Origin of the sequence: Spirosoma sp. KNUC1025 (assembly GCF_045160025.1) — a bacterium.
Taxonomy (GTDB): domain Bacteria; phylum Bacteroidota; class Bacteroidia; order Cytophagales; family Spirosomataceae; genus Spirosoma.
The window spans coordinates 3,978,406-4,000,027 of record NZ_CP087139.1 but is presented as its reverse complement, the minus strand read 5'-3'; the positions used below and the strand labels follow the sequence as shown (position 1 = coordinate 4,000,027).

Genomic DNA, 21,622 nt, shown 5'->3' with positions numbered 1-21,622 from the left:
TGCTGCACAGCTGCACCAGTAACCAACAGGACTCGTATACGCCATATCAGCTCTTGCCTGTAGAGCCTGCTAAGTATACCCAATACGTCTGTATCTACTGTTGATTCAGATCCGCTTTAGGGCTGTTTGGGCCGTTGCCTCACAGGAACGTAGCCGGGAAAGTCCGTTTGTCGATTCGTTACGTTAAACTTGAACGACAAAGTTAATTTATAGCCTTATTTCTCTTTATGACGTACGATTTTGCCATTGTGGGTGCCGGTTTTGCCGGAAGTGTATTAGCCGAGCGTTTAGCTAGCCAGGCAGGAAAAACAGTTCTTCTGATTGACAAACGCCCCCATATCGGTGGTAATGCGTATGATTGCCCGAATGAAGACGGGATACTGATTCATCAATATGGCCCCCATATCTTTCACACCAATTCAGCTGATGTTTTTGCTTATCTGTCGCAATTTACCCAGTGGCGTCCCTATGAACACCGGGTGCTGGCAGCCGTAGATGACCAGTTGCTCCCCATACCGATCAACCTGGATACAGTCAACAAGCTCTATGGATATTCCTTTACGTCGGAAGAACTGGCGAAATACTTCAGGTCGGTTGGCGAACCGGTCGATGACATCCGTACTTCGGAAGACGTAGTCGTCAGTCAGGTTGGCCGTGATCTGTACGAAAAATTCTTCCGCGGTTATACCCGCAAGCAGTGGGGTGTTGACCCATCGGAACTGGATAAAATGGTGACTTCCCGGATTCCTACCCGTACCAATCGGGATGACCGTTATTTTACCGATGAGTTTCAGTACATGCCCCTTCACGGCTATACGAAGATGTTCGAAAACATGGTCGACCATCCGAATATCCATCAAATGCTTGGCACTGATTTTAAGCAGATAAAGGATCAGCTTTCGTTTACTGAACTGATTTACACCGGGCCAATCGATGAATACTTTGATTACTGTTATGGCAAGCTCCCTTACCGGTCGCTCCGGTTCGACCACCAAACGCTGGACGTAACCGATTATCAGCCGGTTGCCGTAGTAAACTACCCCAACGATCATGCGTATACTCGTATTACGGAGTACAAGAAATTGACCGGGCAGAAGCATCCTAAAACCAGCCTTACCTTCGAGTACCCACAGGACGAGGGTGACCCCTACTACCCGGTCCCTCGCCCCGAGAATGCAGTTCTTTATCGGCAATACAAACAATTGGGTGATTCCACGCCGAATGTACATTTCGTGGGGCGGTTAGGTACGTACCGCTATTATAATATGGACCAGGTCGTGGCACAGGCATTAACGCTATACAAGAAACTCGTCGGGGCAGAATCGCTCCACGATGTAGCTCAGGGCTGAGCCATTGAATTTTTCAATTCTAATGAAAAAATTTCTGCGTGAGAACAGTCTTTCGCTTGTCTTTATTTTCCTGACGATAGCAACTCTGGCCGGCCAGATCATCGTGGGCTGGCATGAATTTAACAACGAACTGATCGATTACAGGCAGCCTGCTCTTACGCTTCCCGCTTACTTAACCAGTGGTCATTGTATTGAAGCTGTCTTTGAAAACTGGGAAAGTGAATTTCTGCAGATGGGTCTCTACGTCATTCTGACCGTTTCTCTGTACCAGAAAGGTTCTTCCGAATCCAAAAGTCTGTCGGAACCAGAAGAAGTGGATCGCGAGCCATCACCAATGCGAAAGGGTGCCCCCTGGCCCGTTCGGCGGGGCGGATGGGTGCTGAAACTGTATCAGAATTCGCTTAGTATCGCTTATTTTCTGCTGTTTGGCCTTTCGTTCTGGCTACACGCGCTTGGGGGCGTTAAACAATATAATGCAGAACAGCTCCTGAAAGGGAAAAGCGAACAGCTAACGTTTTGGCAGTTTCTGGGAACATCGGAGTTCTGGTTTCAATCGCTGCAAAACTGGCAAAGTGAATTTTTATCGGTCCTCTCCATCGTGGTGCTGTCAATTTATTTACGTCAAAAGGGCTCCCCTGAATCCAAACCAGTGGATGCCCCCCATGCTGAAACGGGTGAATAACAAGAGGTCCTGCGTACTATTCTGTGATGGTCAAGTGAAAAAACTTTCGTTTCTGATTGCATTAGTCTGCTGGAACCTGAGTGCTCAGGCCCAGCAGACCATTTTTAGTGTACCCTCCTCCGATATAACCCTACCCGGTAAAATACTGGCACAACAGCAGGTAGACGTCAACAACGAAGAACTACGCTCATCGACCACCATTGATTATGGGCTGGGACACGACTGGGAAATCGGGGTAAATCTGTATAATCTGGACTATCTCCCTCAGCAGCACACCTGGCAGCGTAACGATACCACCACGCAGATGCCTTATGCACCTCTGCTGCTTCTGAATGCTCAAAAAACAATTAAGTTAACCGAAAACCTGCACCTGGGCATAGGCGGCCAAACAGGTATAAATCTATACCCAACCGAAAAAAGCTCATGGGTGGGCTGGGGTTATCTGAATCTGGGGGGCAGCTTTTTCGATGAACATTACCAGACGGTAATCGGTACATACGCGGGTACCCATCGCTATCTGGCGGATGGCGCTACAGTAGGAATGCACCTGGGATTTGATGCCGGCATCTGGTATGAGAAACTTCACGTTCTGGGCGACTGGGCAACGGGTACCCATGAATATGGCCAGCTGGTACTTGGCCTTGAAGTGTATCTGCACAAGCATCTGCCTCTGGCTATTGGCTGGCGCCGATCCAACAGTGATGGCAACCAGGCGGTGGTTGTACAGCTAACCTACACCCCGAAATAGGTTTACAGTCTATTAACGTACCGTTTCCTTATTTCTCAGGGCCTATATGTGGATAGTCAGATGATTGGCTTAGTTGTTATAAATACGTACCTCTTTATAAGAATTGTATGCGAAAGAATGGAAACGCACAAATTCATCAAGATTCAGGAAAAACTCCAATTCAATTATCTGAATTACCCCTAAATTCAGCGTATACACTTGAAGGTCAGTTGGCTTTTCATCCATTAGCCCTTATTTGACCTAGCAACGTAGCGGTATTTCTGATGCGATAAACGAAAGAATAAACTGGCAATTTCACATAATGACCGATGCGAAGTAAATCCTACAATAGCCCAACTTATTGGCAATCGTTCACTAAAACCGACGAAACATCCCAGTGGGTGGCTGGCCTTGACGAACAACTAAAACACGCTACGCACCGCGCTAAATTCCCCCTGCAACCCGAAAAAGGACACCTTACTATTTGCCTAACGGATACCTCGTTCTGGCTGATCTATTCTTTTGAGAGGGAGGGTTGTCTGGCCATTCGAACCTGCTTCGATCCTCAGTCGATCAAAAGTTATAAAGTTGGCAGATCGAGTGAGAACAAAGTCGAGTATCAGGTCGAAGGGGCATTGGGCCAGTACACCGTAACCATCGAACTACCAAAGAAGAAATCTTCCCTGCTTCGCTATACAACTACGCTGGTAGCCAGGCAGCCTTTCACCATTCAGGCATTTCCACGAGACGTGTATGTGCTGGACAAAGGCTTTAAACCGGCCGCAACGGAGGGTATGGTTTACGTGACCCAAAGCGGACCAACGGCCGGACTGATTTATCTGTCCGTAACCAAACCACTGGCAGGATCTTTACTCTACTTCCAAAACCTGACGGCCCTCAACGACTTCTGCCAGGCAACCCAAACCGACCCGTCGGGGTCAGTAAGCGTCAAGTGGCCAGAAATAGGCTTTGCCTTACCAACCACTCAGGAGCCCCTGCCGGCGGGGAAAGAACTGACACTGTCAGATGCCTTTCTTTTTTTAGTGACGTAATCCCGCAAAGCGAATTTGAGGCTGCCGATCAGTTTCTGGAGGCAATGGCTGACATCTACCACCAGTTGCCCAGGCCCGAGACCCAGTATTATGATTGGCCCAGAGCGGCCGAACGAACGATCCGGGCTTTGTCCGATTCGGACGGTTGCGGACGTATGATCCGGAAGCAGTATTACCTTAATGCGTATGTCGATGCTACGCAGAAACCACCCGAAAGCATGGTGCAACTGGCGATTCTGGTTCCGCTCTGGGAGTATCAGCGCTGGGTCGAACAGGTGGTGCCGCTGGTTGAGAGGCTGCAAAAGAACCTGCCTACTTTTTACAACGCGAAGCAGCAGACGCTCATGCGCTGGTTACCCGCCGGTACGTTTATCGAGGATAAGGAAAGCCGCAGCGAAGAACAGGACCCCGACAAAATCGATTCCTGGTACTTGCTCCATACGCTGATGAATTTAGGCCGACTAGCCACCCAGGGCAATACCCAGGCCAAAGAATTATTAGTTGATTCGCTGGAATTTGTCATTAAAGCGGCTCACCATTTTACCTATGACTGGCCCGTATTTTACAACGTAGGGACGCTCGAAGTTGTTAAGGCTGAAACCGATTCCGGAAAAGGGGGCGAACTGGATGTGGCAGGCCTATACACTCATGTAATGATTCAGGCGTATGAATTTACCAGAGAACAACGCTATCTGGATGAAGCGATAGCGTCTGCTGAACGGCTCCGGGGAAAAGGCTTTGAACTTCTCTACCAGAGTAATATCACCATTATGAGTGCGCTGACCTTAGCCAAACTCTGGAAAATTACGGGCAACCGGCTGTACTTCGATCAGAGTCGGCTGGGCGTTGCCAACGTGATTGCCCGGTTATGGATCTGGGACTGCCAGTTCGGCTTTGGCCAGAAACGTAGCACGTTTATGGGGGTAGCCCCGCTCCGGGATGCCCCGTATCTGGCCGCTTATGAAGAGGGTGAAATAGTGGCTACGATGGTCAACTACCTCAGGGAAGTCGGGCGGGATGTTCCTGTTTCCATCCGGATGTTTTTCTCGGAATACATGAAATACCTGCTGCACCGGGGCCGCTATTATTTTCCGGCGGAGCTAGCCCCCGATTCTGTTTGCCAATCCCCCAAAGAGGGCCGCATCATCCAGGATTTGCCCATTCCTCTGGAAGATATGCCAACGGGCTGGAAGCAGGCCGGCGCGGTTGGACAGGAAGTATACGGTGGCGCGTTAGCCTATATTCTGGCTACCTACGCCTATAAACGGTTTGACCATGTACCCGTACTGATTTATTGCGACTACCCCATTTATCAGGCTGAATACCAGATTACGGGAAAAGATAGTGGTTATGCCGTTTTGCGCCTGAGCGGAACAGCCGATTATACCTGCAACCTACGCCTTGTGGCTAAAGGTCGGCAGTTGCCCAACGTACAGCTTCTGGATGAAGATGATAATACCAAAGCGCCTTTTAAGCCTAGAGAGCAGGACAAACAGCATCAGGAATATGTAGTTAAAGGCCATCTCCGGCTACGGATAGAGTGGACAAAAAAGTCATAAGTGAATACCAGAATAAAAGCTAATACCCAACGTTATGATACAATCAAACTCCCACACCGCCGTCGAATCGCTCGTCGACAAACGAATCCTGATTACAGGCGGCACTACCGGTATTGGCCGGGCTATTGCGCTACTATTGGGTTCCTATGGCGCTAGCATCGTTACGTTCGGGCGGCACCAGGAGGAACTGGATGAAGTCCTCGATGCCGTTCGGCAAACGGGTAGCCGGGCGGAGGGCTGCGTGGCTGATATTGCCAGCGCCGATGATATTCAGCGTGTATTTCACCTGGTCGATCAAACGCTGGGCGGGTTGGATGTGCTCATTAATAGTGCTGCTGTTGGTGGCGAGTCGATCGATAAAATGGCCGATGCCGACTGGCGTTACGTCATCGAAACCAACCTGGTCGGGTATCTGGCCACAACTAAAGAGGCTCTGAATCGCATGAAACCTAACCAGCGCGGCCATATCATTCTGGTTGGCTCGATGAGTGCCGATGTGCGGGAAGAAGGCAGTTCCGTTTACGTAGCTACCAAATCGGCCATTCAGGGATTTGCCGAAAGCTTACGCAAAGAAGTTAACCCACTCGGAATCAAAATTAGCCTGGTTGAGCCGGGAGCAGTGGGGTCAGATATGCAAAAGACCACGCCTGACGAAGAGCGGGAACGGCAGCAAAAAGGCGACATGCTACGTGCCGAAGACATCGCGGTTTGTGTACATTATATTCTGACTCAGCCTCAGCGCTGCGATGTTGTGTCCGTACAGATCCGGCCGCATTTACAACTCATTTAAACGGATCATCAGGTAGGTTCACGTGGTGTCAGGTTTGAGAACCTGACACCACGTCAAACAATTAATGACATGGCTTTTTCTGTCGATCAGCTTATTTTTTCGCCGAAGGATATTGATCTAAGCTATTCGCCGTTACGTCAGACTATTCAGGTTGATACGTATGTGCTCGGCGCTTTCAATCCGGGACTGACCCGCTTACCCAACGGAAATCTGTTAATCATGATCCGTGTAGCCGAAGCACTCAACCAGCCCATTATTGGCGAGATCATTCATGCCATTCGCTGGGATGCAAATGCAGGCTACCAGCTCGATACGTATCCGCTCAGTAATGTAAATGCGGCTGATCCACGCAAATTTCAGTTGCTGGGAAATCCCTATAAAGTGATGGCGCTTACCTCGCTGTCGTGGCTGCTGCCCGTGGAACTAACTCCCGACGGGACAAGCGTGATTCAGATTCACTACGACAAAATTATCGCTCCGCAACGGACCTATCAGGAGTACGGTGTGGAAGATGCCCGCATTAGCAAGATTGACGGTACGTATTACATGACTACCTGTTCGGTCAGCTCAGAGCGCCACTCAACAACGCTCTATACCTCAACCGACGGACTCACCTACCAACTAGAGGGCATCATTCTGGATCATCAGAACAAGGATATGGTGTTTTTCGAAGGTAAAATCGACAATCGTTTTTTTGCTCTTACCCGGCCCCTGGGTGATCTGTATTTTGCCACGCCACCGGGTAGCCTATATTATCCGGGACCAACCATCAACATCGCCCAATCGCCCGACGGACTGCACTGGAAACCCCGCGACGAGCCTTTTATCCGCGCCAGGAAGGGGTCGGCCTCTACTATGAAACTGGGAGGAGGCACACAACCAGTTCTGACCGATCAGGGCTGGCTGATGCTTTATCACGGGGTTGAATTACAGGGATTGGTTGGTATTTACCGGACATTTTGGGCCCTGCTGGAAACGAATGACCCCACCCAAATTCTGCATCTGGAGGATACAAAGTCCGTACTTGAAGCGAATCCATCGCTGACTGAACCGTTTAAAGACCAGCTGTATCTGACCGACGTAGTCTTTACCACAGGACTTGTCGACTCCGGAGATCACTACGTTGTAGCCTCAGGCGAATGCGATCTGGCTTGCCGTATTACACACATCCCCAAGTCCTTTTTTGCTTTAGGGCCCTAGCGCCTGGGCTGCCAACTGAATACACCTGATCGCTCAACGTAATGTTCAAAAAACATCCATTAATTCTGATTTTCACTATTGCGCTACTCGATATTATTGCCGCCAATGGGCTAGGTGCCTTAATTTCGGATTACGTTATCAATCTACCGGCTAAACCTGTTTTGCTAACGGCAGGTACGGCGCTGATGCTCAGTGTCCAGTTAGCTTTTTCGCCCGCTATCGGTTACTGGTCGGATCAGCGTGGCCGTAAACCGGCCACCTTCGCAACAACGATAGCCTCCCTCCTGTCGTCGCTGCTTTTGTTACCCATCCAAACCTGGGGGTACGTCGCCAATCGTTGTTTTAAGGGGGCTACGAACGGTTTGTATTCGGTAATGAGGTCGTCTGTGGCCGACCTAACCGAAAAAGATGAACTGCTCCAGTATTCCGGCATACTTAGCTTTATCGTTGGGGCGGGACCGGTGATTGGGCCAATGGGCGCCGGTTGGGTTATGCTGGTGTTTAGCGAAGGGCGAGTCAGCCCCATGCCAACGGTACTGTTTTTGCTGGGATTGGGCGCACTTAACATTGGGCTGTCGTTTCTGTTCAAAGAAACCAACGACAAGAATGAGCCCGTCGACCTTAAAAAGATTACTGAAAAAGCGACGAACGCTCTAAAAGTTACAGCCTTGTGGAAGCAGCTGGCCGAGGCTGACAAACAGTTGCCGGGTCTTAAGCCGGTCTTCATTATGAATCTGCTGGCCACACTTGGTATGGGCTACTATTCCTTTTTCGTAGCCTTCCTGACGGAAAGCCATTTAATCATGACGCCCAGAGAAACTGCCTGGTTCTTTCTATATTTTGGTAGTCTGGCGCTCGCAGCAAACGTGATTTTCTTTACTTACATCGCCAAACACGTCAATAAGCGGAAGGTGATTCTATGTTTAGCTCTGCTGAGCATTGCCTTACAGGCGCTCTATTCGTTTTCCGATTCGTCGGTAACGCTGTTCTACGTAGTGGCTGGGGTGGATGCGCTGACGGTTTCTATCATGACCGGCCTGACGGGTAGTTTGCTCTCGATCATGGTCAAAGAAGGCGGTGGGCAAGGCGAAATGTTCGGCAACATTCAGGCACTGGGCGGCTTGGCCAGCTTTGTAACGGCGCTGATCAATAGTTTATTAGCTGGGTTGAGTATAGTCGCTCCTTTTATCTTTTGCTCCCTGAAGTATGGTTGCTGTTGTCATCTGGGCAATGCGCCTGCCCGAAGAAAGTAAAAAATTCACCGATCATAAATCATTTGGCTAGCTGGTGGGCCGATCCGGTTTTCAGGCCGTAAACCTAATCGGTAAACATGGCACCCTGCTGATAGTTTGACCCTGTAAACACAGACTGAACCGATGAAAATAGCCACCTACAATGTGAATGGCATAAACGCCCGATTACCCGTGCTTTTGCGGTGGTTAGCCGAAACAACACCCGACATTGTTTGTCTGCAGGAATTGAAAGCGCCCCAGGAAAAATTCCCACAGGATGCTCTCTGGGATGCCGGATACAGCGCTGTCTGGAAAGGCCAGAAAAGCTGGAATGGGGTGGCCATTCTTGGGCGGGGCGTTGAGTTACAGGAAACCCGTAACGCTCTACCGGACAATGATCAGGATGAGCAAAGCCGTTATATCGAAGCCAGTGTTCACGGAGTCCTGATCGGTTGCCTGTATCTACCAAATGGCAATCCGGCTCCCGGACCAAAATTTGAGTACAAACTACGGTGGTTCGAACAATTTATAAATCATGCAGCGAGTCTGCTGGAGACCAAAACACCAACTGTGCTAGCGGGTGATTTTAATGTCATTCCGACAAATCTGGATGCTTCTCACCCGGAACGATGGGTCAATGATGCGCTGTTTCGCCCCGAATCACGAGCAGCTTTTACGAAACTCATTGAATCAGGCTGGATCGATTCCATACGAAAACTATCCCCTACCCAACGAATTTATACGTACTGGGATTATTTCGGTAACGCTTATCAACGTAATGCGGGGTTACGTATCGATCATTTATTAGTAAGCAGGGAGCTTTCTGAGCAGTTGGTTGAGGCCAGCGTTGACCGACACGTGCGAGGCTGGGAGAAAACCAGCGACCATGCACCCGCCTGGATTAAGATCGCCCGCGATTCCTGAATTGGCTGCATCATGTCCAGTAAAGTACGGGAGCATCAGGGAAACGCTTCTGCCACTCGGCATAGAAAAAAGCTTTCATCTGTTTCATCTCCTCAGGCCGATACACGTATTTGGTGCCGCCGAATTTATTACGTTTCTCGGCACGCTGGGTTTCATCCATTTCCAGAGAAGTATTCGGATACCAACTCATTAAGATGTTTTTCGAGCCGGGTGTAAACCGATGGCTGATAAACTCGGCGTTCATATCACAGGGGAAGTCGATCACCTCAGCGATACGGTCGAGCAGGGCTGCGTAGTGCTCGCGCCAATCGGGAATGGGCATGATGGGTGCAATGACCACACCGATGGGATAGCCACCGCCACCCAGTTCTTTCGGCAGAGCCAGCTTGCGAAGTCCCTGCAGCCTGGCCTCTACCGAAGCTGTACCACCTTCCAGACGCCGGGCTATGCTGTCGGTATTAAGGCTCATACGGGCGCGTGTTTGCCCGTTGTGAGGCAATTCGAGCAGACTGTCCACCTGATCGTACTTGGACACAAACCGCAACTGCCCGTGTCCACGGCTGTCCTCGGGCCGCGCTCCAAAGTACCGGATACATTCGGCTAAACCACCCGTCAGGTGTTCGATGCCCAGCACATCGGTATAGCAGCTTACCTCGAACGTAGTGGGGCGGTTCGATTCATTGCCCTGCCAGCTCCGGTTGGGTGGATAAGTCCCTTCGTAAGTAGCCGTGTGTTCGAGCATCTTCGGCAAATTGGCGTAGGCCCGTACAACGGGTGGCCCCGACAAGCTACCCGCCAGGTAGCAGTACTGACAGTGAGCCGGACAGCCTTCAGCCAGATTCATTTGCCAATCGGCCGAAGGAGGAATGGGCTGGAGCCTGAAGGCGCTTGGCGGAGCGTTTACAATGGCTAACGTGTTTTTGGCAAGGCGATACGTCTCGCGCTCATCGGCCCCGCGTAGGCCGGTGATCCGGTTATTTTTGGCAATTTCAATGGGTAAACCCAGGGCCGATATACGTCCATAGATAGCCTGACCATAGGTCTCTTTGAGCGCATCGGCCGTAAAAATAACCCGCTTGGGCATCCACAGTCGGGGGGATTTAATCAGAGGCTGAATAGCCGGTTTAGCTGATAAAGGAGATATGGCTTCAGGCGTCATAACGGAGTAAGAAAGCAGGTAAATAGCGAGCAGAACGGCCCGTTTCCCTTGCTATTTTATAACAACGTTATACCCTGATTAGCTCCCATGAGGGGCAAATAAATCACCAATTAACCAATTGAAAATCAGCTATTTATACTATTTACGGTTATTAGCTTGGCGACTTAGTTAGGGGTTTGCTACGATCCGGCAATCCGCGCTAGTTTGAGAATAAAACGACCAATAAAGTTTACTGGAGAGTAATAAGCCTTTGCGCTTGCCTTCGTTCACTAGTCGCTGGATCAAAAATCTCTCTCCCTCTCGGCATCAATTCATTGTATACCAGCAAGCGTTTGTAATTTTCATCCCTGAGTCATCCTCATGCAGTACGTACGAATTTTTTGTTTCTTCTTTTTAGTGGTACTCGTCAGACTTCATGCCCAAAGCCCGACGGAGGCAAATTATGATGAATCAAAAGTGCCGCCCTACACCTTACCAGACGTTTTAAAAACTACCAGGAATCTGGACGTTCGCACTAAAAAAACCTGGGAACGGGTAAGGCGGCCAGAAATCGTTAAACTGTTTGAAGAAAACGTTTATGGACAACTGCCCAAAACGTTTGATCGCCTGACCTACTCAATCAAACGTAATGTCAGTGCTATGGCTGGCAAAGCTACCCTGAAAGAAGTCTTGATTGAGGTTGTCCGTAATCAAAAAGTGGTGCAGATAAATCTTGTTCTTTTTATACCTGCCAAGCGGAAGGGACCCGCGTCGGTTTTCCTGCTGATTAACAATCGGGGCAAAGAGAATACAGACCCTACCCGAGCGCATAAAAGTGATTTCTGGCCTGCCGAAATGGTGATCGACAGTGGATATGCCATTGCCGCTTTTCATGTGAGCGATCTGGCTCCTGATGATACGGTCAGCTATGTCAACGGTGCGCTTCAGCTTTATCCGGAGCAATTAATCGCCAGTAACGGCATGCGGGCCATTGGAGCCTGGGCGTGGGGCGCTAGCCGGGTACTGGATTATTTTGAAAAAGATTCAGCGATAAACGCCAGAAAGGTAGCCATCGTTGGGCATTCCAGGGGCGGGAAAGCGGCCTTATGGGCGGCTGCCGAGGATCAGCGGTTTGCGATGTGTTTTTCTAACTGTTCGGGCAATACGGGGGCAGCCTTATCCCGCAGGCGATTTGGTGAGACAATCAGCCGAATCAATACCGTTTTCCCTCACTGGTTTGCTAAAAACTACAAAAGATTCAACAATAATGAAGACGCGTTACCTGTAGACCAGCATATGTTGCTTGCAGCTATTGCACCAAGGCCGCTGTACGTAACCAATGCATCGAAGGATTTGTGGGCCGATCCCAGCGGAACCTTTCTGTCGTTAAAAAATGCCAGCCGTGTATATGCCTTATACGGTTTTAAGTCGAATCTCCCCGCCAATCCACCGGCAATTAACCAGCCAATTATTAACTCGCCATTAGGCTATCATATTCGGGAAGGTGAGCATAACCTGACAGCCTACGACTGGATCAATTTCATAAAATTTGCCAACCTTCACTATAAAAAATAAGCAGTTGGTAAGTGCTTATCCTGTTACGCTTTCAAGGGTTATTTCAGAATCTGGGCGCTCATTTGCTAGGCTGTGTGTGCAACAGGGATGGACGTAACAAAAAGACCTGCCAGAAGGGTATACCGGATGTGCATGTATAATAGCCCTGTCAATTTTTTATCAATAAAATTATAACTTATCTTCAAAAATCAGGACAGCTTTTCCGGGTATGGCCTTGTAGCCCATCGCTGTTAAATCAGTAATAATGGTAGTAACATCCGTAATCTGTATACCCGTAGCTTCCATCTTAAATGAGACCTTTGTACGGCAACCATTCGGCTTAAACTAACTGAAGGGCCCGACTGAATCCCATTTTCCTGATTATCTCGCTACTGTTCCATCGAACGGGTAAGGGCATGAAAGAAATCAACCGTATTCTAACTGTTTATGATCAGATTGACTTGTCACAACGCAAGGTAGCGCTGGCTACGGTAGTGTTTGTAGAAGGGTCAGCCTACCGACGACCCGGTGCCCGAATGCTGGTTACTGACGACGGCCGCTGGGAAGGAGCCATTAGTGGCGGCTGCCTGGAGGGAGATGCTCTGCGAAAGGCTCGCCAGATAATGATGGATGGCAAACCATGTGTGGTCCGCTACTATACCATGGACGACGATGCCAACAGTTTGGGGATTGGCCTGGGCTGTAACGGCATTATCGATGTATTTATAGAACCAATCGACCCCACTAACCTGAGAAATCCAATTACCTTACTGCACGAATTTAGTCAGCATCGTGACCGCCGGGTGATCGCTACGGTCTGCCAGGCAACGCCCACTACCGATATACGGGAAGGCAGTCGCTTTGTGCTTACGAATCAGCCAACGGATTCGATTCCAGACTGGATTCAGCAGAACGTGGAGCTTGTCTTTCAAACTGGCAAACCCTTGACAACCACGATTCCGGTAAACGATGGCAGTGTCGATGTCTTTATCGAACGTATCGATCCCGGAATTGAACTGGTGATTTTCGGCGCGGGCTACGACACGATTCCTCTCACCCGGCTGGCAACGGAAATCGGCAGGACCGTAACGGTTACGGAGGACTGCATCGCGCATCTGTCGCCCAAACGTTTCCCGCCTGCCGCCTGCGTGCTACACGCAGACGCCGAAGCCGTAACGGACAAAATTCAGTTTACTGACCGAACGGCGGCCGTCCTGATGTCGCACAATTACAAATATGATCTGGCCGTGCTGACCAGGTTGCTGACCACAGACGTACCGTACATCGTCGTTTTAGGTCCCCGCAAACGCTACGAAAAGATGCAGGCCGACTGGATAAAACGGGGAAAATGTTTTCACCCCTTAGCCTAAAACGAGTGCATTCACCAATTGGCCTGGATTTGGGCGCCGAAACGCCTGACGAGATCGCCCTTTCCATTCTGAGCGAAATCAAAGCCTTTTTCAGTCAGCGGACCGGCGGCTTTCTCACCAGCAAACCGGGCCCTATTCATGAACGGGCGACTCCCAGACAGAACGCCGTTCTGGTCTGATCGACCGCTTAGTTAGCTTGCTTATCGAACACGTAACGAAACCATTAAACCCTATCACTGTGGCTACTTACAATCTAAAAATTAACGAAAAAATCAGGCAGGTTAACGTCGACCCATCGACGCCCATGCTTTGGGTATTACGGGATCATCTGGACATGCCCGGCACCAAGTACGGTTGCGGAATTGCTCAGTGTGGAGCCTGCACAGTACATCTGGACGGAACGGCCGTACGTTCCTGCCAACTTCCGGTTTCGGTTGTTGGCAAGCAGGCAATCACCACGATTGAAGGTTTGTCGGCCAATGGCGACCATCCGGTACAGAAGGCATGGCTCGAACACGACGTAGCACAGTGCGGCTACTGCCAGGCGGGGCAAATCATGAGTGCGGCTTCGCTGCTGAAGACAAATCCCAATCCGAGCGATGCCGACATCGATGCCGCCATGAGTGGCAACATCTGCCGGTGTGGAACGTACCTGCGCATCAAGGAAGCGATCCATTCAGCAGCTAAGAAATAATCAGGTTAATGAACCATTCCCTGCTGTTCGCTCCTGATCGTCCAGTATTCATTATGAAGTATACACTACTCATTACCCCTCTCTACCATGGAAACTATAAAAAATACGTATAGTCGGCGTTCCTTCTTAAAGACCTCGCTACTTTCGGGCGGGGGGATGATGCTCAGCGTTAGCTGGTTATCGAGCGTGAAAGCCGCCGGCAAACTGGAAGCACTGAATCTGCCGGAGCAGTGGGTCCAATTGAACGGCTACATCCAGATTACACCCGATAACGTAATCAAACTCATTTGCCCTAACCCGGAGTTTGGTCAGAACGTAATGACGTCGCTGCCGATGATGATGGCCGAAGAACTGGATGCCGACTGGAAAAATGTGGTCGTTGAAATGGGGCCGCACGACAACGCCAAATTAGGTCCCCAGTTTACGGGAGGCAGTAATTCTGTCCGCATGTATTGGAAACCCCTCCGCGAAGCCGGGGCAGCCGCTCGCCAAATGCTCCGCGAAGCAGCCTCCCAGACCTGGAGCGTACCGGTCGATGAGGTTACGACCATATCGGGTGTGCTGAGTCACTCGAGCGGGAAGACGGCCAAATATGGCGAAATGGCCACTAAAGCCGCCACCCTCCCGGTGCCCAAAGGCATGAAACTCAAAGCTCCTAAGGAGTTTACCATTGTCAGAAAATCGAAGAAAAACGTTGAAGGTAAAAAGATAGTTACCGGCAAACCACTGTTCGGATTAGACTATCGGACTGAAGGTATGCTCATCGCCATGATTCAGCATCCGCCCGCCTTTGGTATGAAACTGAAGTCATTCGATGCCTCGCAGGCCCTAAAAATGCCGGGGATCAAGGAGGTGTTTAGCATGAAACTGTATCCGGATGGCTTCGAGCAGGGGTATTTCGATATCCGTACGTTCAACGATCTGCTGGTCGTGGTGGGTAAATCAACCTGGGAGGTCATGAATGCCCGCAAAAAGCTAAAAGTGGAATGGGAGCCGGCTGGCGATACCAAAGATACCATGGCGGGCCGGGGCGGCAAACAGGAGGTTGTGGTGCCGGGTGGGCTTGAAACTACCACCGCCCAGTTGGAAAAAATGACGGAATACGCCAAAAAACCGGCTCAACAGTTGCGGAAAGACGGCGATCCCGAAACGGCTTTCAAAAACGCGGCTCAGATCATCGAACGCACCTATAATGCGCCGTTTCTGGCGCACAACTGCATGGAGCCTATGAATTTCTTCGCCCATGTCACGGATGAAAAAGCCCTGTTGGCAGGCCCACTACAGGCTCCGGGTTGGGTAGAACCGACGCTGTCGAAATTGTTGAACCTGCCTGCCGACAAGATTGAGATTCAGATGACCCGCATGGGCGGGGGTTTCGGCCGTCGGGCCTATGGCCAATATCTCTACGAAACAGCGCTGGTCTCCAAAAAAGCGAAAGCTCCGGTCAAGCTGATGTATACCCGTGAAGATGACATGACTTATGGCATCTACCGTCCGATGTACACCGCTACGTACCGGGCGGCTCTGGATGCTAATAAAAATCTGATTGGATTTCATGTAAAAGGGGGCGGCATACCCGAGCATGCCATCCATGCCAATCGGTTCCCGGCCGGAGCGGTGGAGAATTATTTGGCCGAAGGCTGGGAGATTCCCTCCAACATCACCGTGGGGGCGTTCCGGGCTCCGCGCTCCAACTTCAACGCTGCTGCCGAACAATCCTTCCTGGATGAAGTAGCTGAGGCCATGGGGAAAGACCCCATCGCGTTTCGGCTGGAGCTATTGAAACGGGCCAAAGAAAATCCGGTGGGTAAAAACAATGAATATGACGCCGACCGGTATGCAAGTGTACTTACACTGGTACGTGACAAGTCGGGCTGGAATAAGCCGGGTAACGAAAAATATCATCGGGGTGTAGCGGCTTATTTCTGTCATAACTCCTACGCAGCCCACGTAGTCGACATGGTGACTCGGGACGGTGTGCCCTATGTTGAGCGGGTCTTTAGCGCCATGGATTGTGGGATTGTGGTGAACCCCGATGCGGCCACCAATATGGTGCAGGGCGCAGTGGTCGATGGGATCGGCAATGCGTTTTACGGTGCCTTGACGCATAAAAACGGCGCTGCTGAGCAAAACAACTTCCACAACTATCGGATGATTCGGCATAATGAGGCTCCGAGGAAAATTGAGGTTCATTTTGTCGAAAATGACATTGATCCAACCGGCCTGGGTGAACCTCCTTTCCCACCCGTGTTTGGTGCAGTGGCCAATGCGTTATACAAAACCACCGGCAAACGGCAGTATAATCAGCCGTTTAAATCCGATCCGGAAAAGCGGATTTAGGGCTCATCCGCCTAGAAAAGTTTTAACGTGATTAAGATTAGCCGACCTCAACGCTCTTTGCGGACTGGTCGGCTACTCTTTTTCAGTTGGCCACATCCTAATATTACTAGGCAACTTTAGACGGAAAATGACCGAACATAGGCGAAATTAGCCGGCTGAAGATTTTAATGTTTTATCCGCCGAGGAATTAATTTGCCGATTCTATCCAATTTTCTGTCGTTTTACTCCTAAAAAGTCGTAATTTCTACCATTTATCGAATAAGAAAGCCTGGGAGTTTTTTTGCTGTTAACTTCGACTAGCTAATCAGGAATAAACCAGACCATTTTTCGGCAAAAACATATTGTCCTGTACATCACCGTTACTAAATATTCAAACTGATGACTGATCCAAAAATTGACCAGGTTGTTAAGACGATTCAAGCAATTGCTCATCCATCGCGTTTACAGATATTAATTGCCCTGGCTCAAAGGTATTCCCTCCCCTTTTCGGCTCTGCAACAACAGGTACAGCTTAGTCCACCGGTTTTATCCAGTCACCTGACTCATTTAACCGATCAACGTCTCCTGAGCAGCCAACAACAGGATAATGAACTGCATTACACGCTGACAGACACTGCTTTGCAGAAGACGATCAAGCTTATTTACGCTACGTATCTGTAGCCTGACATAGAGATTATTTTTTATAAATGTGCGCGTACAACGTCCGGTCCGTCAGGAGACCGGGCGTTTTTTTATGCGTTTTTCAACCAACGTAACAGACTGAATATAGCCCAACAGCCACGATAAACGCCTACACGGTTGCATGATACTACCCATTTGAGTCATTGTTACTCAAAAGTGACAGGGATTGACTCAAAAATGATAGATGCCCAAACCTACAAGTCGGACCTTTGTGCTGTTATTAGAAAATGTCACAAGAAACCATAAGAAATTATTCTCATAGCCTCACGTTTATATATCATGTATTACCAAAACGCCCGGTCGAATTGAGTCGGGCGTTTTTCTTACGTATCCTATCAAGCTGATGCTTACAGCATAGATAGGCTGTAAGACTACCGAATCCATCTCTTTCTCAGTATTCGCTCGCACATTCGATTGCCGATAGCTAAGATTACGTCCTCGGTTTAAACGCCTGGCGGTATTCATACGATTTGGCCAGGGTTTATTCGTTTATTTTTAAAGAAATTCACGAACGAGAATGAAAAATAGCGTTGGCCTTGTTATTACCCTGCTTGGATCGGTTTATTATCCGCCATCTGTAGTAGTCACAGAACCACAAACTCCAGTAACAACCTCCATCCATGCACGTACTATGCCTCCAGAAACGATGGTTCAGGAGGTTTTTGCCTACTTCAATCAGGTTCGTTCGAAATCCTGTAAATGCGGCACAAAACGGTATTCAGCGGCATCTCCACTCGTTTATAATGAAAAACTGGCGAATGCAGCCCAAAAACATGCCAGTTGGATGGCTTCCAGCCTGAAATTAACCCATTCTGAGCCGCAACGGGAATTGGCTAATGCGGGAAAACGGCTGACCCAGGCAGGTTACCAGTGGTCTGTTGTGGCAGAAAATGTTGCTGCTGGTCAACCTACCGCCCGTGAGGTTGTCGACGCCTGGATTCAATCGCCCGGACACTGCAAAAATCTGATGGACCCTGCTGTCAAGGAAGTCGGAATAGGGTTTACATACACGAACAGCGGAACGTATCATTACTATTGGGTTGCTGACTTCGCTGCCCCACGAAAATTCTGACACGGGCAACGTTTATCGAAAACCATGTAACGTACTAAACCCTGATTAGCCTATTTTTACACCCTGCAGAAAAACAAACGACCATGACAGAAGTAACCGTAAACCTTACCCCACATCTTTTCTTTGGCGGCAATTGTCGCGAAGCCATGGAATTCTATAAGCAAGTTTTCGGCGGAGAGTTAACCCTGGCCCCCTACAGCGAAGGGCCTGCGGATGCTCATAAAGACCCGAAAGCCAACAGTGAGGAGATGAAGGCAAAAATTATGTATGCCAAATTAAGTGGCGACATATCTCTAATGGCCAGCGATAACCCGCATAATACCGACGACAAAAATACAGGGCAGTTTGGGCTATCGCTTGACGGAGCAGATGAAGTCACCTTAACCAGTTATTTTGAAAAACTGTCAGAAAAGGGGCAGATAACGGCACCGCTGGTGAAACAGTTCTGGGGTGATACGTTCGGCATGGTGACCGACCAGTTTGGTATTACCTGGATGGTTAATATTCCAGCCAGTAACCACTGACTGTTCATAAAATAACTATTTCGTAACTAATCCTTAATTGACTCCTTAATCAATCGATTAATACGTTAGCAGATAGTGGCAATACCGGGTAGAGTGTATAAATGATCGAAAACAGCCGGGTTCGAAAATGAGTTTTTTCTGTTATACACCCTACAATTAACCCACACTCCGCCATCACCCCCGTAGACGCCCTGTGCTTATTAGGAATTGATTGTTTGTGTAATACCAGAGACTAATCACCATTACGTATTCCGATGACAACGTCTGTTCAAACCTTCTTCGACACCTATGCAGCCGCATTAGTTTCTCTTTCAGCTGAAAAAATCGCAGACTGTTACCAAACACCTTTGGCAGTTTATTCCGACAACGGTATTCAACTCGTTACTTCCATGGATGAGGTTGTATCTTTTTGGCTGGAAGGCATTAAGCCCTACCAATCAATGGCCATCGATAAAGCGGTGCCTGAGATTTTAGCCGAAGAGAAACTGACCAAAACTATATTGACGAGTAAAGTGCAGTGGACAAATTATTCCAAAGAGGGAGATGAAATCGCAAAAGAAGTAAATTTCTATATTTTGTCTCAGCTCAATAACCAGTTGAAAATTAGTGGATTAATTATAATGAATGAGTAAGCTATCTGACAGGCTAGATAGCTCAAAACATTCGAAGCTATTGAATCCGTCAGATGTTAAAATAAGCCATAGAGTGAAGCCAGTCACGTAATGGCTTCTCAGCTAGGGCAGGCGGTATGCGACTACGTAATCCCCCAGTTTCGTATTTAATTTCCCATGACCGCCTGCCGCAATCACTACGTACTGCTGTCCACTTACCTGGTAGGTCATAGGCGTAGCGTGCCCGTTGGCAGGAAGCGGAATTTCCCATTGGAGGCTGCCATCCTGAGTGCTGAAAGCCCGAAAATGCCCATCCAGTGTGGCCGCTACAAACACCAGCCCACCCGCCGTTACGATGGCTCCGCCCAAATTCAAAGACCCCCATTGTTTGGCCTGAGGGTAGTTGGCAGGATTCAGCATATACCCTAGGGGAGTTTCCCAGGCCAGCGTACCTGTTTGCAGATTCACAGCCGCCAGTGTTCCCCAGGGCGGGGGCGTTTGCATCAGTATACCATCCTTCGACTCTTTAAATAAATAGCTTCGTTTTACTACATACGGCGTACCTGCCTGCATCCCCGTTTCGGCACGTAGCAACTCTTCATCAGTCCTGTTCGTTCCAGCCAGTTGCTCACGGGGTAATAGCCGGATAATTGCTGCCATCCGATTGACATTAGTAATCAACAGGCCCGATTTCGGATCGTAACACATTCCTCCCCAATGAATACCCCCCACATTGCCCGGCACCATAAGGCTCCCCTGAAGTGAAGGGGGCGTAAAAATTCCTTCATAATGAAATGCATCGATCCGCTGCTGGGCAACAGCTTTATCGGCCGGTGTTGGTCCCCATGCCTCCAGCTTCTGCAACCCCAGCGCTGGCAGCGTTTTCGGAAAAGGCTGGGTCGGATTGGTCTCTTCGCCCGCTACGCTGGATTTTGGCACAGCCCGCTCCTCTACCGGTAGCAAGGGCACGCCCGTTTCGCGATGCAGGATAAAGATGTGTCCCATTTTAGTGCCAACCGCTACGGCCGGCACGGTTTTCCCACCCTGCACAAAGGGCAATAACAGAGGTTGAGCGGCATTGTCGTAATCCCACACATCATGGTGGACCGTCTGAAAATGCCAGACAACTTTACCCGTCGACGCGCGAATAGCCACTATGGAACTGGCGTACAGGTTTTTCCCAAGCCGCTCCCCACCGTAGTAATCGGGGCTTGGGCTTGTTGTGGGAATAAAGACCAGATCCCGCTCGGCATCGGCCGAAATTATCGACCAGGCGTTGGCGGCACCGGTCAGACTGGCATTTTTGCCTTTCCAGGTCTCAAAACCTGCATCCGTTTTCGTACGGGGGATGGGGTCCCAGGCCCAGCGCAAAGCCCCTGTTCAGGGCATCGTAAGCACGAACAACGCCCCGTTCATAATTAAAACGCTGATTATCGCCCATCGACGAGCCAACGACAACTGTATTGCCGATAATAGCCGGTGGCGACGTAACGCTGATCTGACCGACTCCCTGCCGCAAATCCACACTACCCGCTTTGCCGAACGTAGCAACGGGCTTTCCAGTTAGCGCATCCAGGGCAATCAATCGTCCGTCGATTGTAGCAACAAACACACGTTTAGGTGCGGTAGATGATGCCCGTTTATCACCGGGTGCGGGCCAGATCGAAACGCCCCTCGACGTAATTTCGGACAACTCCTGACGCAGATAAACATCGGGATCGTAGGCCCATTTTTTCTGTCCGGTCGCTGCGTCGATGGCAAAAACCCGTGAGGTGGGCGTACTGAAAAAAAGTGTCCCATCGACCATAACCGGAGTCGCTTCGAAGGCAGCTTTTTCGTGTGCGTTCGTGCCTTTGTATTGCTCAAGTTCACCCGTCCGGAACGTCCAGGCCAGTATCAGCTGCTTTACGTTGCTGGAATTGATTTGAGTAAGTGGAGAAAACCGCATTCCGCCCGCATCATTACCATAGGCAGGCCACTCCACCGATTGGGCGGATTGTTGAGCATTTAGCGGCCAATACAAGCCAAGTAACAGAAAAAGAATGACAAATTTCATAGATCAAACAAGCCAGAATAGACCATCGAATTAACCGAATGCGCATTTTTTTGAGCAACCTTCCTAC

21 protein-coding genes are annotated in these 21,622 nt (G+C 49.6%); 18 read left to right on the top strand and 3 right to left on the bottom strand.

Annotated elements, in window-relative coordinates:
• The first annotated feature begins 227 nt into the window (after nucleotides 1-227).
• From glf to xth, 9 genes are all read left to right on the top strand, one after another.
• A complete protein-coding gene (gene glf / locus LN737_RS17415) occupies nucleotides 228-1,349 on the top strand; it encodes a UDP-galactopyranose mutase (RefSeq protein ID WP_405511070.1) in 1,122 nt (373 codons plus the stop codon).
• A gap of 22 nt (nucleotides 1,350-1,371) precedes the next feature.
• Complete coding sequence (locus tag LN737_RS17410; protein WP_405511069.1) at nucleotides 1,372-2,031, top strand: DUF6766 family protein; 660 nt, start codon at nucleotides 1,372-1,374, stop codon at nucleotides 2,029-2,031.
• Between the two features lie 34 nt (nucleotides 2,032-2,065).
• Nucleotides 2,066-2,779, top strand: a complete 714-nt coding sequence (locus tag LN737_RS17405; RefSeq protein WP_405511068.1) for a hypothetical protein — start codon at nucleotides 2,066-2,068, stop codon at nucleotides 2,777-2,779.
• A 308-nt stretch (nucleotides 2,780-3,087) separates the two neighbouring features.
• A complete protein-coding gene (locus tag LN737_RS17400) occupies nucleotides 3,088-3,810 on the top strand; it encodes a hypothetical protein (protein WP_405511067.1) in 723 nt (240 codons plus the stop codon).
• Between the two features lie 44 nt (nucleotides 3,811-3,854).
• On the top strand, nucleotides 3,855-5,369 hold the full coding sequence (locus LN737_RS17395) for a hypothetical protein (protein WP_405511066.1): 1,515 nt from the start codon (nucleotides 3,855-3,857) through the stop codon (nucleotides 5,367-5,369).
• Nucleotides 5,370-5,403: 34 nt separating this feature from the next.
• The gene (locus tag LN737_RS17390; RefSeq protein ID WP_405511065.1) at nucleotides 5,404-6,159 is read left to right on the top strand and encodes an SDR family oxidoreductase; all 756 of its coding nucleotides are present in this window, start codon (nucleotides 5,404-5,406) and stop codon (nucleotides 6,157-6,159) included.
• Between the two features lie 69 nt (nucleotides 6,160-6,228).
• Entirely contained in the window at nucleotides 6,229-7,359 is a 1,131-nt protein-coding gene (locus tag LN737_RS17385) for a glycosidase (RefSeq protein WP_405511064.1), read from the top strand.
• A gap of 41 nt (nucleotides 7,360-7,400) precedes the next feature.
• Complete coding sequence (locus tag LN737_RS17380) at nucleotides 7,401-8,612, top strand: MFS transporter (RefSeq protein WP_405511063.1); 1,212 nt, start codon at nucleotides 7,401-7,403, stop codon at nucleotides 8,610-8,612.
• Between the two features lie 123 nt (nucleotides 8,613-8,735).
• A complete protein-coding gene (gene xth / locus LN737_RS17375) occupies nucleotides 8,736-9,515 on the top strand; it encodes an exodeoxyribonuclease III (protein WP_405511062.1) in 780 nt (259 codons plus the stop codon).
• 10 nt (nucleotides 9,516-9,525) lie between these two features.
• On the opposite strand, the gene LN737_RS17370 is transcribed toward xth, so the two are convergent.
• The gene (locus LN737_RS17370) at nucleotides 9,526-10,599 is read right to left on the bottom strand and encodes a spore photoproduct lyase family protein (RefSeq protein ID WP_405520435.1); all 1,074 of its coding nucleotides are present in this window, start codon (nucleotides 10,597-10,599) and stop codon (nucleotides 9,526-9,528) included.
• A gap of 435 nt (nucleotides 10,600-11,034) precedes the next feature.
• Here LN737_RS17370 and LN737_RS17365 point away from each other — a divergent pair, with 435 nt between their 5' ends.
• The 9 genes from LN737_RS17365 to LN737_RS17325 all read left to right on the top strand — a co-directional run bounded on the left by LN737_RS17365 (nucleotide 11,035) and on the right by LN737_RS17325 (nucleotide 19,520).
• Complete coding sequence (locus LN737_RS17365; protein ID WP_405511061.1) at nucleotides 11,035-12,228, top strand: acetylxylan esterase; 1,194 nt, start codon at nucleotides 11,035-11,037, stop codon at nucleotides 12,226-12,228.
• A gap of 395 nt (nucleotides 12,229-12,623) precedes the next feature.
• Nucleotides 12,624-13,577, top strand: a complete 954-nt coding sequence (locus LN737_RS17360; protein WP_405511060.1) for an XdhC family protein — start codon at nucleotides 12,624-12,626, stop codon at nucleotides 13,575-13,577.
• A 5-nt stretch (nucleotides 13,578-13,582) separates the two neighbouring features.
• Nucleotides 13,583-13,756: an XdhC family protein gene (locus tag LN737_RS17355; RefSeq protein WP_405511059.1), complete on the top strand. Its 174-nt coding sequence runs from the start codon at nucleotides 13,583-13,585 to the stop codon at nucleotides 13,754-13,756.
• A 59-nt stretch (nucleotides 13,757-13,815) separates the two neighbouring features.
• Nucleotides 13,816-14,271 carry a (2Fe-2S)-binding protein gene (locus tag LN737_RS17350; RefSeq protein ID WP_405511058.1) on the top strand — a complete coding sequence of 152 codons (456 nt, stop codon included), beginning with the start codon at nucleotides 13,816-13,818 and terminating at the stop codon, nucleotides 14,269-14,271.
• An 87-nt stretch (nucleotides 14,272-14,358) separates the two neighbouring features.
• On the top strand, nucleotides 14,359-16,611 hold the full coding sequence (locus tag LN737_RS17345; protein ID WP_405511057.1) for a xanthine dehydrogenase family protein molybdopterin-binding subunit: 2,253 nt from the start codon (nucleotides 14,359-14,361) through the stop codon (nucleotides 16,609-16,611).
• A gap of 378 nt (nucleotides 16,612-16,989) precedes the next feature.
• Nucleotides 16,990-17,271: a helix-turn-helix transcriptional regulator gene (locus LN737_RS17340; protein ID WP_405511056.1), complete on the top strand. Its 282-nt coding sequence runs from the start codon at nucleotides 16,990-16,992 to the stop codon at nucleotides 17,269-17,271.
• Between the two features lie 538 nt (nucleotides 17,272-17,809).
• Nucleotides 17,810-18,364, top strand: coding sequence for a CAP domain-containing protein (locus LN737_RS17335; RefSeq protein ID WP_405511055.1), 555 nt, complete (start codon nucleotides 17,810-17,812; stop codon nucleotides 18,362-18,364).
• Between the two features lie 83 nt (nucleotides 18,365-18,447).
• Nucleotides 18,448-18,888: a VOC family protein gene (locus LN737_RS17330; RefSeq protein ID WP_405511054.1), complete on the top strand. Its 441-nt coding sequence runs from the start codon at nucleotides 18,448-18,450 to the stop codon at nucleotides 18,886-18,888.
• Nucleotides 18,889-19,142: 254 nt separating this feature from the next.
• Entirely contained in the window at nucleotides 19,143-19,520 is a 378-nt protein-coding gene (locus LN737_RS17325; protein WP_405511053.1) for a hypothetical protein, read from the top strand.
• A 102-nt stretch (nucleotides 19,521-19,622) separates the two neighbouring features.
• On the opposite strand, the gene LN737_RS17320 is transcribed toward LN737_RS17325, so the two are convergent.
• Nucleotides 19,623-20,870, bottom strand: coding sequence for a PQQ-binding-like beta-propeller repeat protein (locus tag LN737_RS17320; RefSeq protein ID WP_405511052.1), 1,248 nt, complete (start codon nucleotides 20,868-20,870; stop codon nucleotides 19,623-19,625).
• Entirely contained in the window at nucleotides 20,818-21,555 is a 738-nt protein-coding gene (locus tag LN737_RS17315; RefSeq protein WP_405511051.1) for a PQQ-binding-like beta-propeller repeat protein, read from the bottom strand. The genes LN737_RS17320 and LN737_RS17315 overlap by 53 nt, the downstream gene beginning before the upstream one ends.
• Nucleotides 21,556-21,622 lie beyond the last annotated feature (67 nt).

Coding starts and splice junctions, on each gene's coding strand:
- glf (WP_405511070.1), top strand. CDS start 228: ATGACGTACGATTTTGCCATTGTGGGTGCCGGTTTTGCCGGAAGTGTA.
- LN737_RS17410 (WP_405511069.1), top strand. CDS start 1,372: ATGAAAAAATTTCTGCGTGAGAACAGTCTTTCGCTTGTCTTTATTTTC.
- LN737_RS17400 (WP_405511067.1), top strand. CDS start 3,088: ATGCGAAGTAAATCCTACAATAGCCCAACTTATTGGCAATCGTTCACT.
- LN737_RS17395 (WP_405511066.1), top strand. CDS start 3,855: ATGGCTGACATCTACCACCAGTTGCCCAGGCCCGAGACCCAGTATTAT.
- LN737_RS17390 (WP_405511065.1), top strand. CDS start 5,404: ATGATACAATCAAACTCCCACACCGCCGTCGAATCGCTCGTCGACAAA.
- LN737_RS17385 (WP_405511064.1), top strand. CDS start 6,229: ATGGCTTTTTCTGTCGATCAGCTTATTTTTTCGCCGAAGGATATTGAT.
- LN737_RS17380 (WP_405511063.1), top strand. CDS start 7,401: ATGTTCAAAAAACATCCATTAATTCTGATTTTCACTATTGCGCTACTC.
- xth (WP_405511062.1), top strand. CDS start 8,736: ATGAAAATAGCCACCTACAATGTGAATGGCATAAACGCCCGATTACCC.
- LN737_RS17370 (WP_405520435.1), bottom strand. CDS start 10,599: ATGCCCAAGCGGGTTATTTTTACGGCCGATGCGCTCAAAGAGACCTAT.
- LN737_RS17365 (WP_405511061.1), top strand. CDS start 11,035: ATGCAGTACGTACGAATTTTTTGTTTCTTCTTTTTAGTGGTACTCGTC.
- LN737_RS17360 (WP_405511060.1), top strand. CDS start 12,624: ATGAAAGAAATCAACCGTATTCTAACTGTTTATGATCAGATTGACTTG.
- LN737_RS17345 (WP_405511057.1), top strand. CDS start 14,359: ATGGAAACTATAAAAAATACGTATAGTCGGCGTTCCTTCTTAAAGACC.
- LN737_RS17340 (WP_405511056.1), top strand. CDS start 16,990: ATGACTGATCCAAAAATTGACCAGGTTGTTAAGACGATTCAAGCAATT.
- LN737_RS17335 (WP_405511055.1), top strand. CDS start 17,810: ATGAAAAATAGCGTTGGCCTTGTTATTACCCTGCTTGGATCGGTTTAT.
- LN737_RS17330 (WP_405511054.1), top strand. CDS start 18,448: ATGACAGAAGTAACCGTAAACCTTACCCCACATCTTTTCTTTGGCGGC.
- LN737_RS17325 (WP_405511053.1), top strand. CDS start 19,143: ATGACAACGTCTGTTCAAACCTTCTTCGACACCTATGCAGCCGCATTA.
- LN737_RS17315 (WP_405511051.1), bottom strand. CDS start 21,555: ATGAAATTTGTCATTCTTTTTCTGTTACTTGGCTTGTATTGGCCGCTA.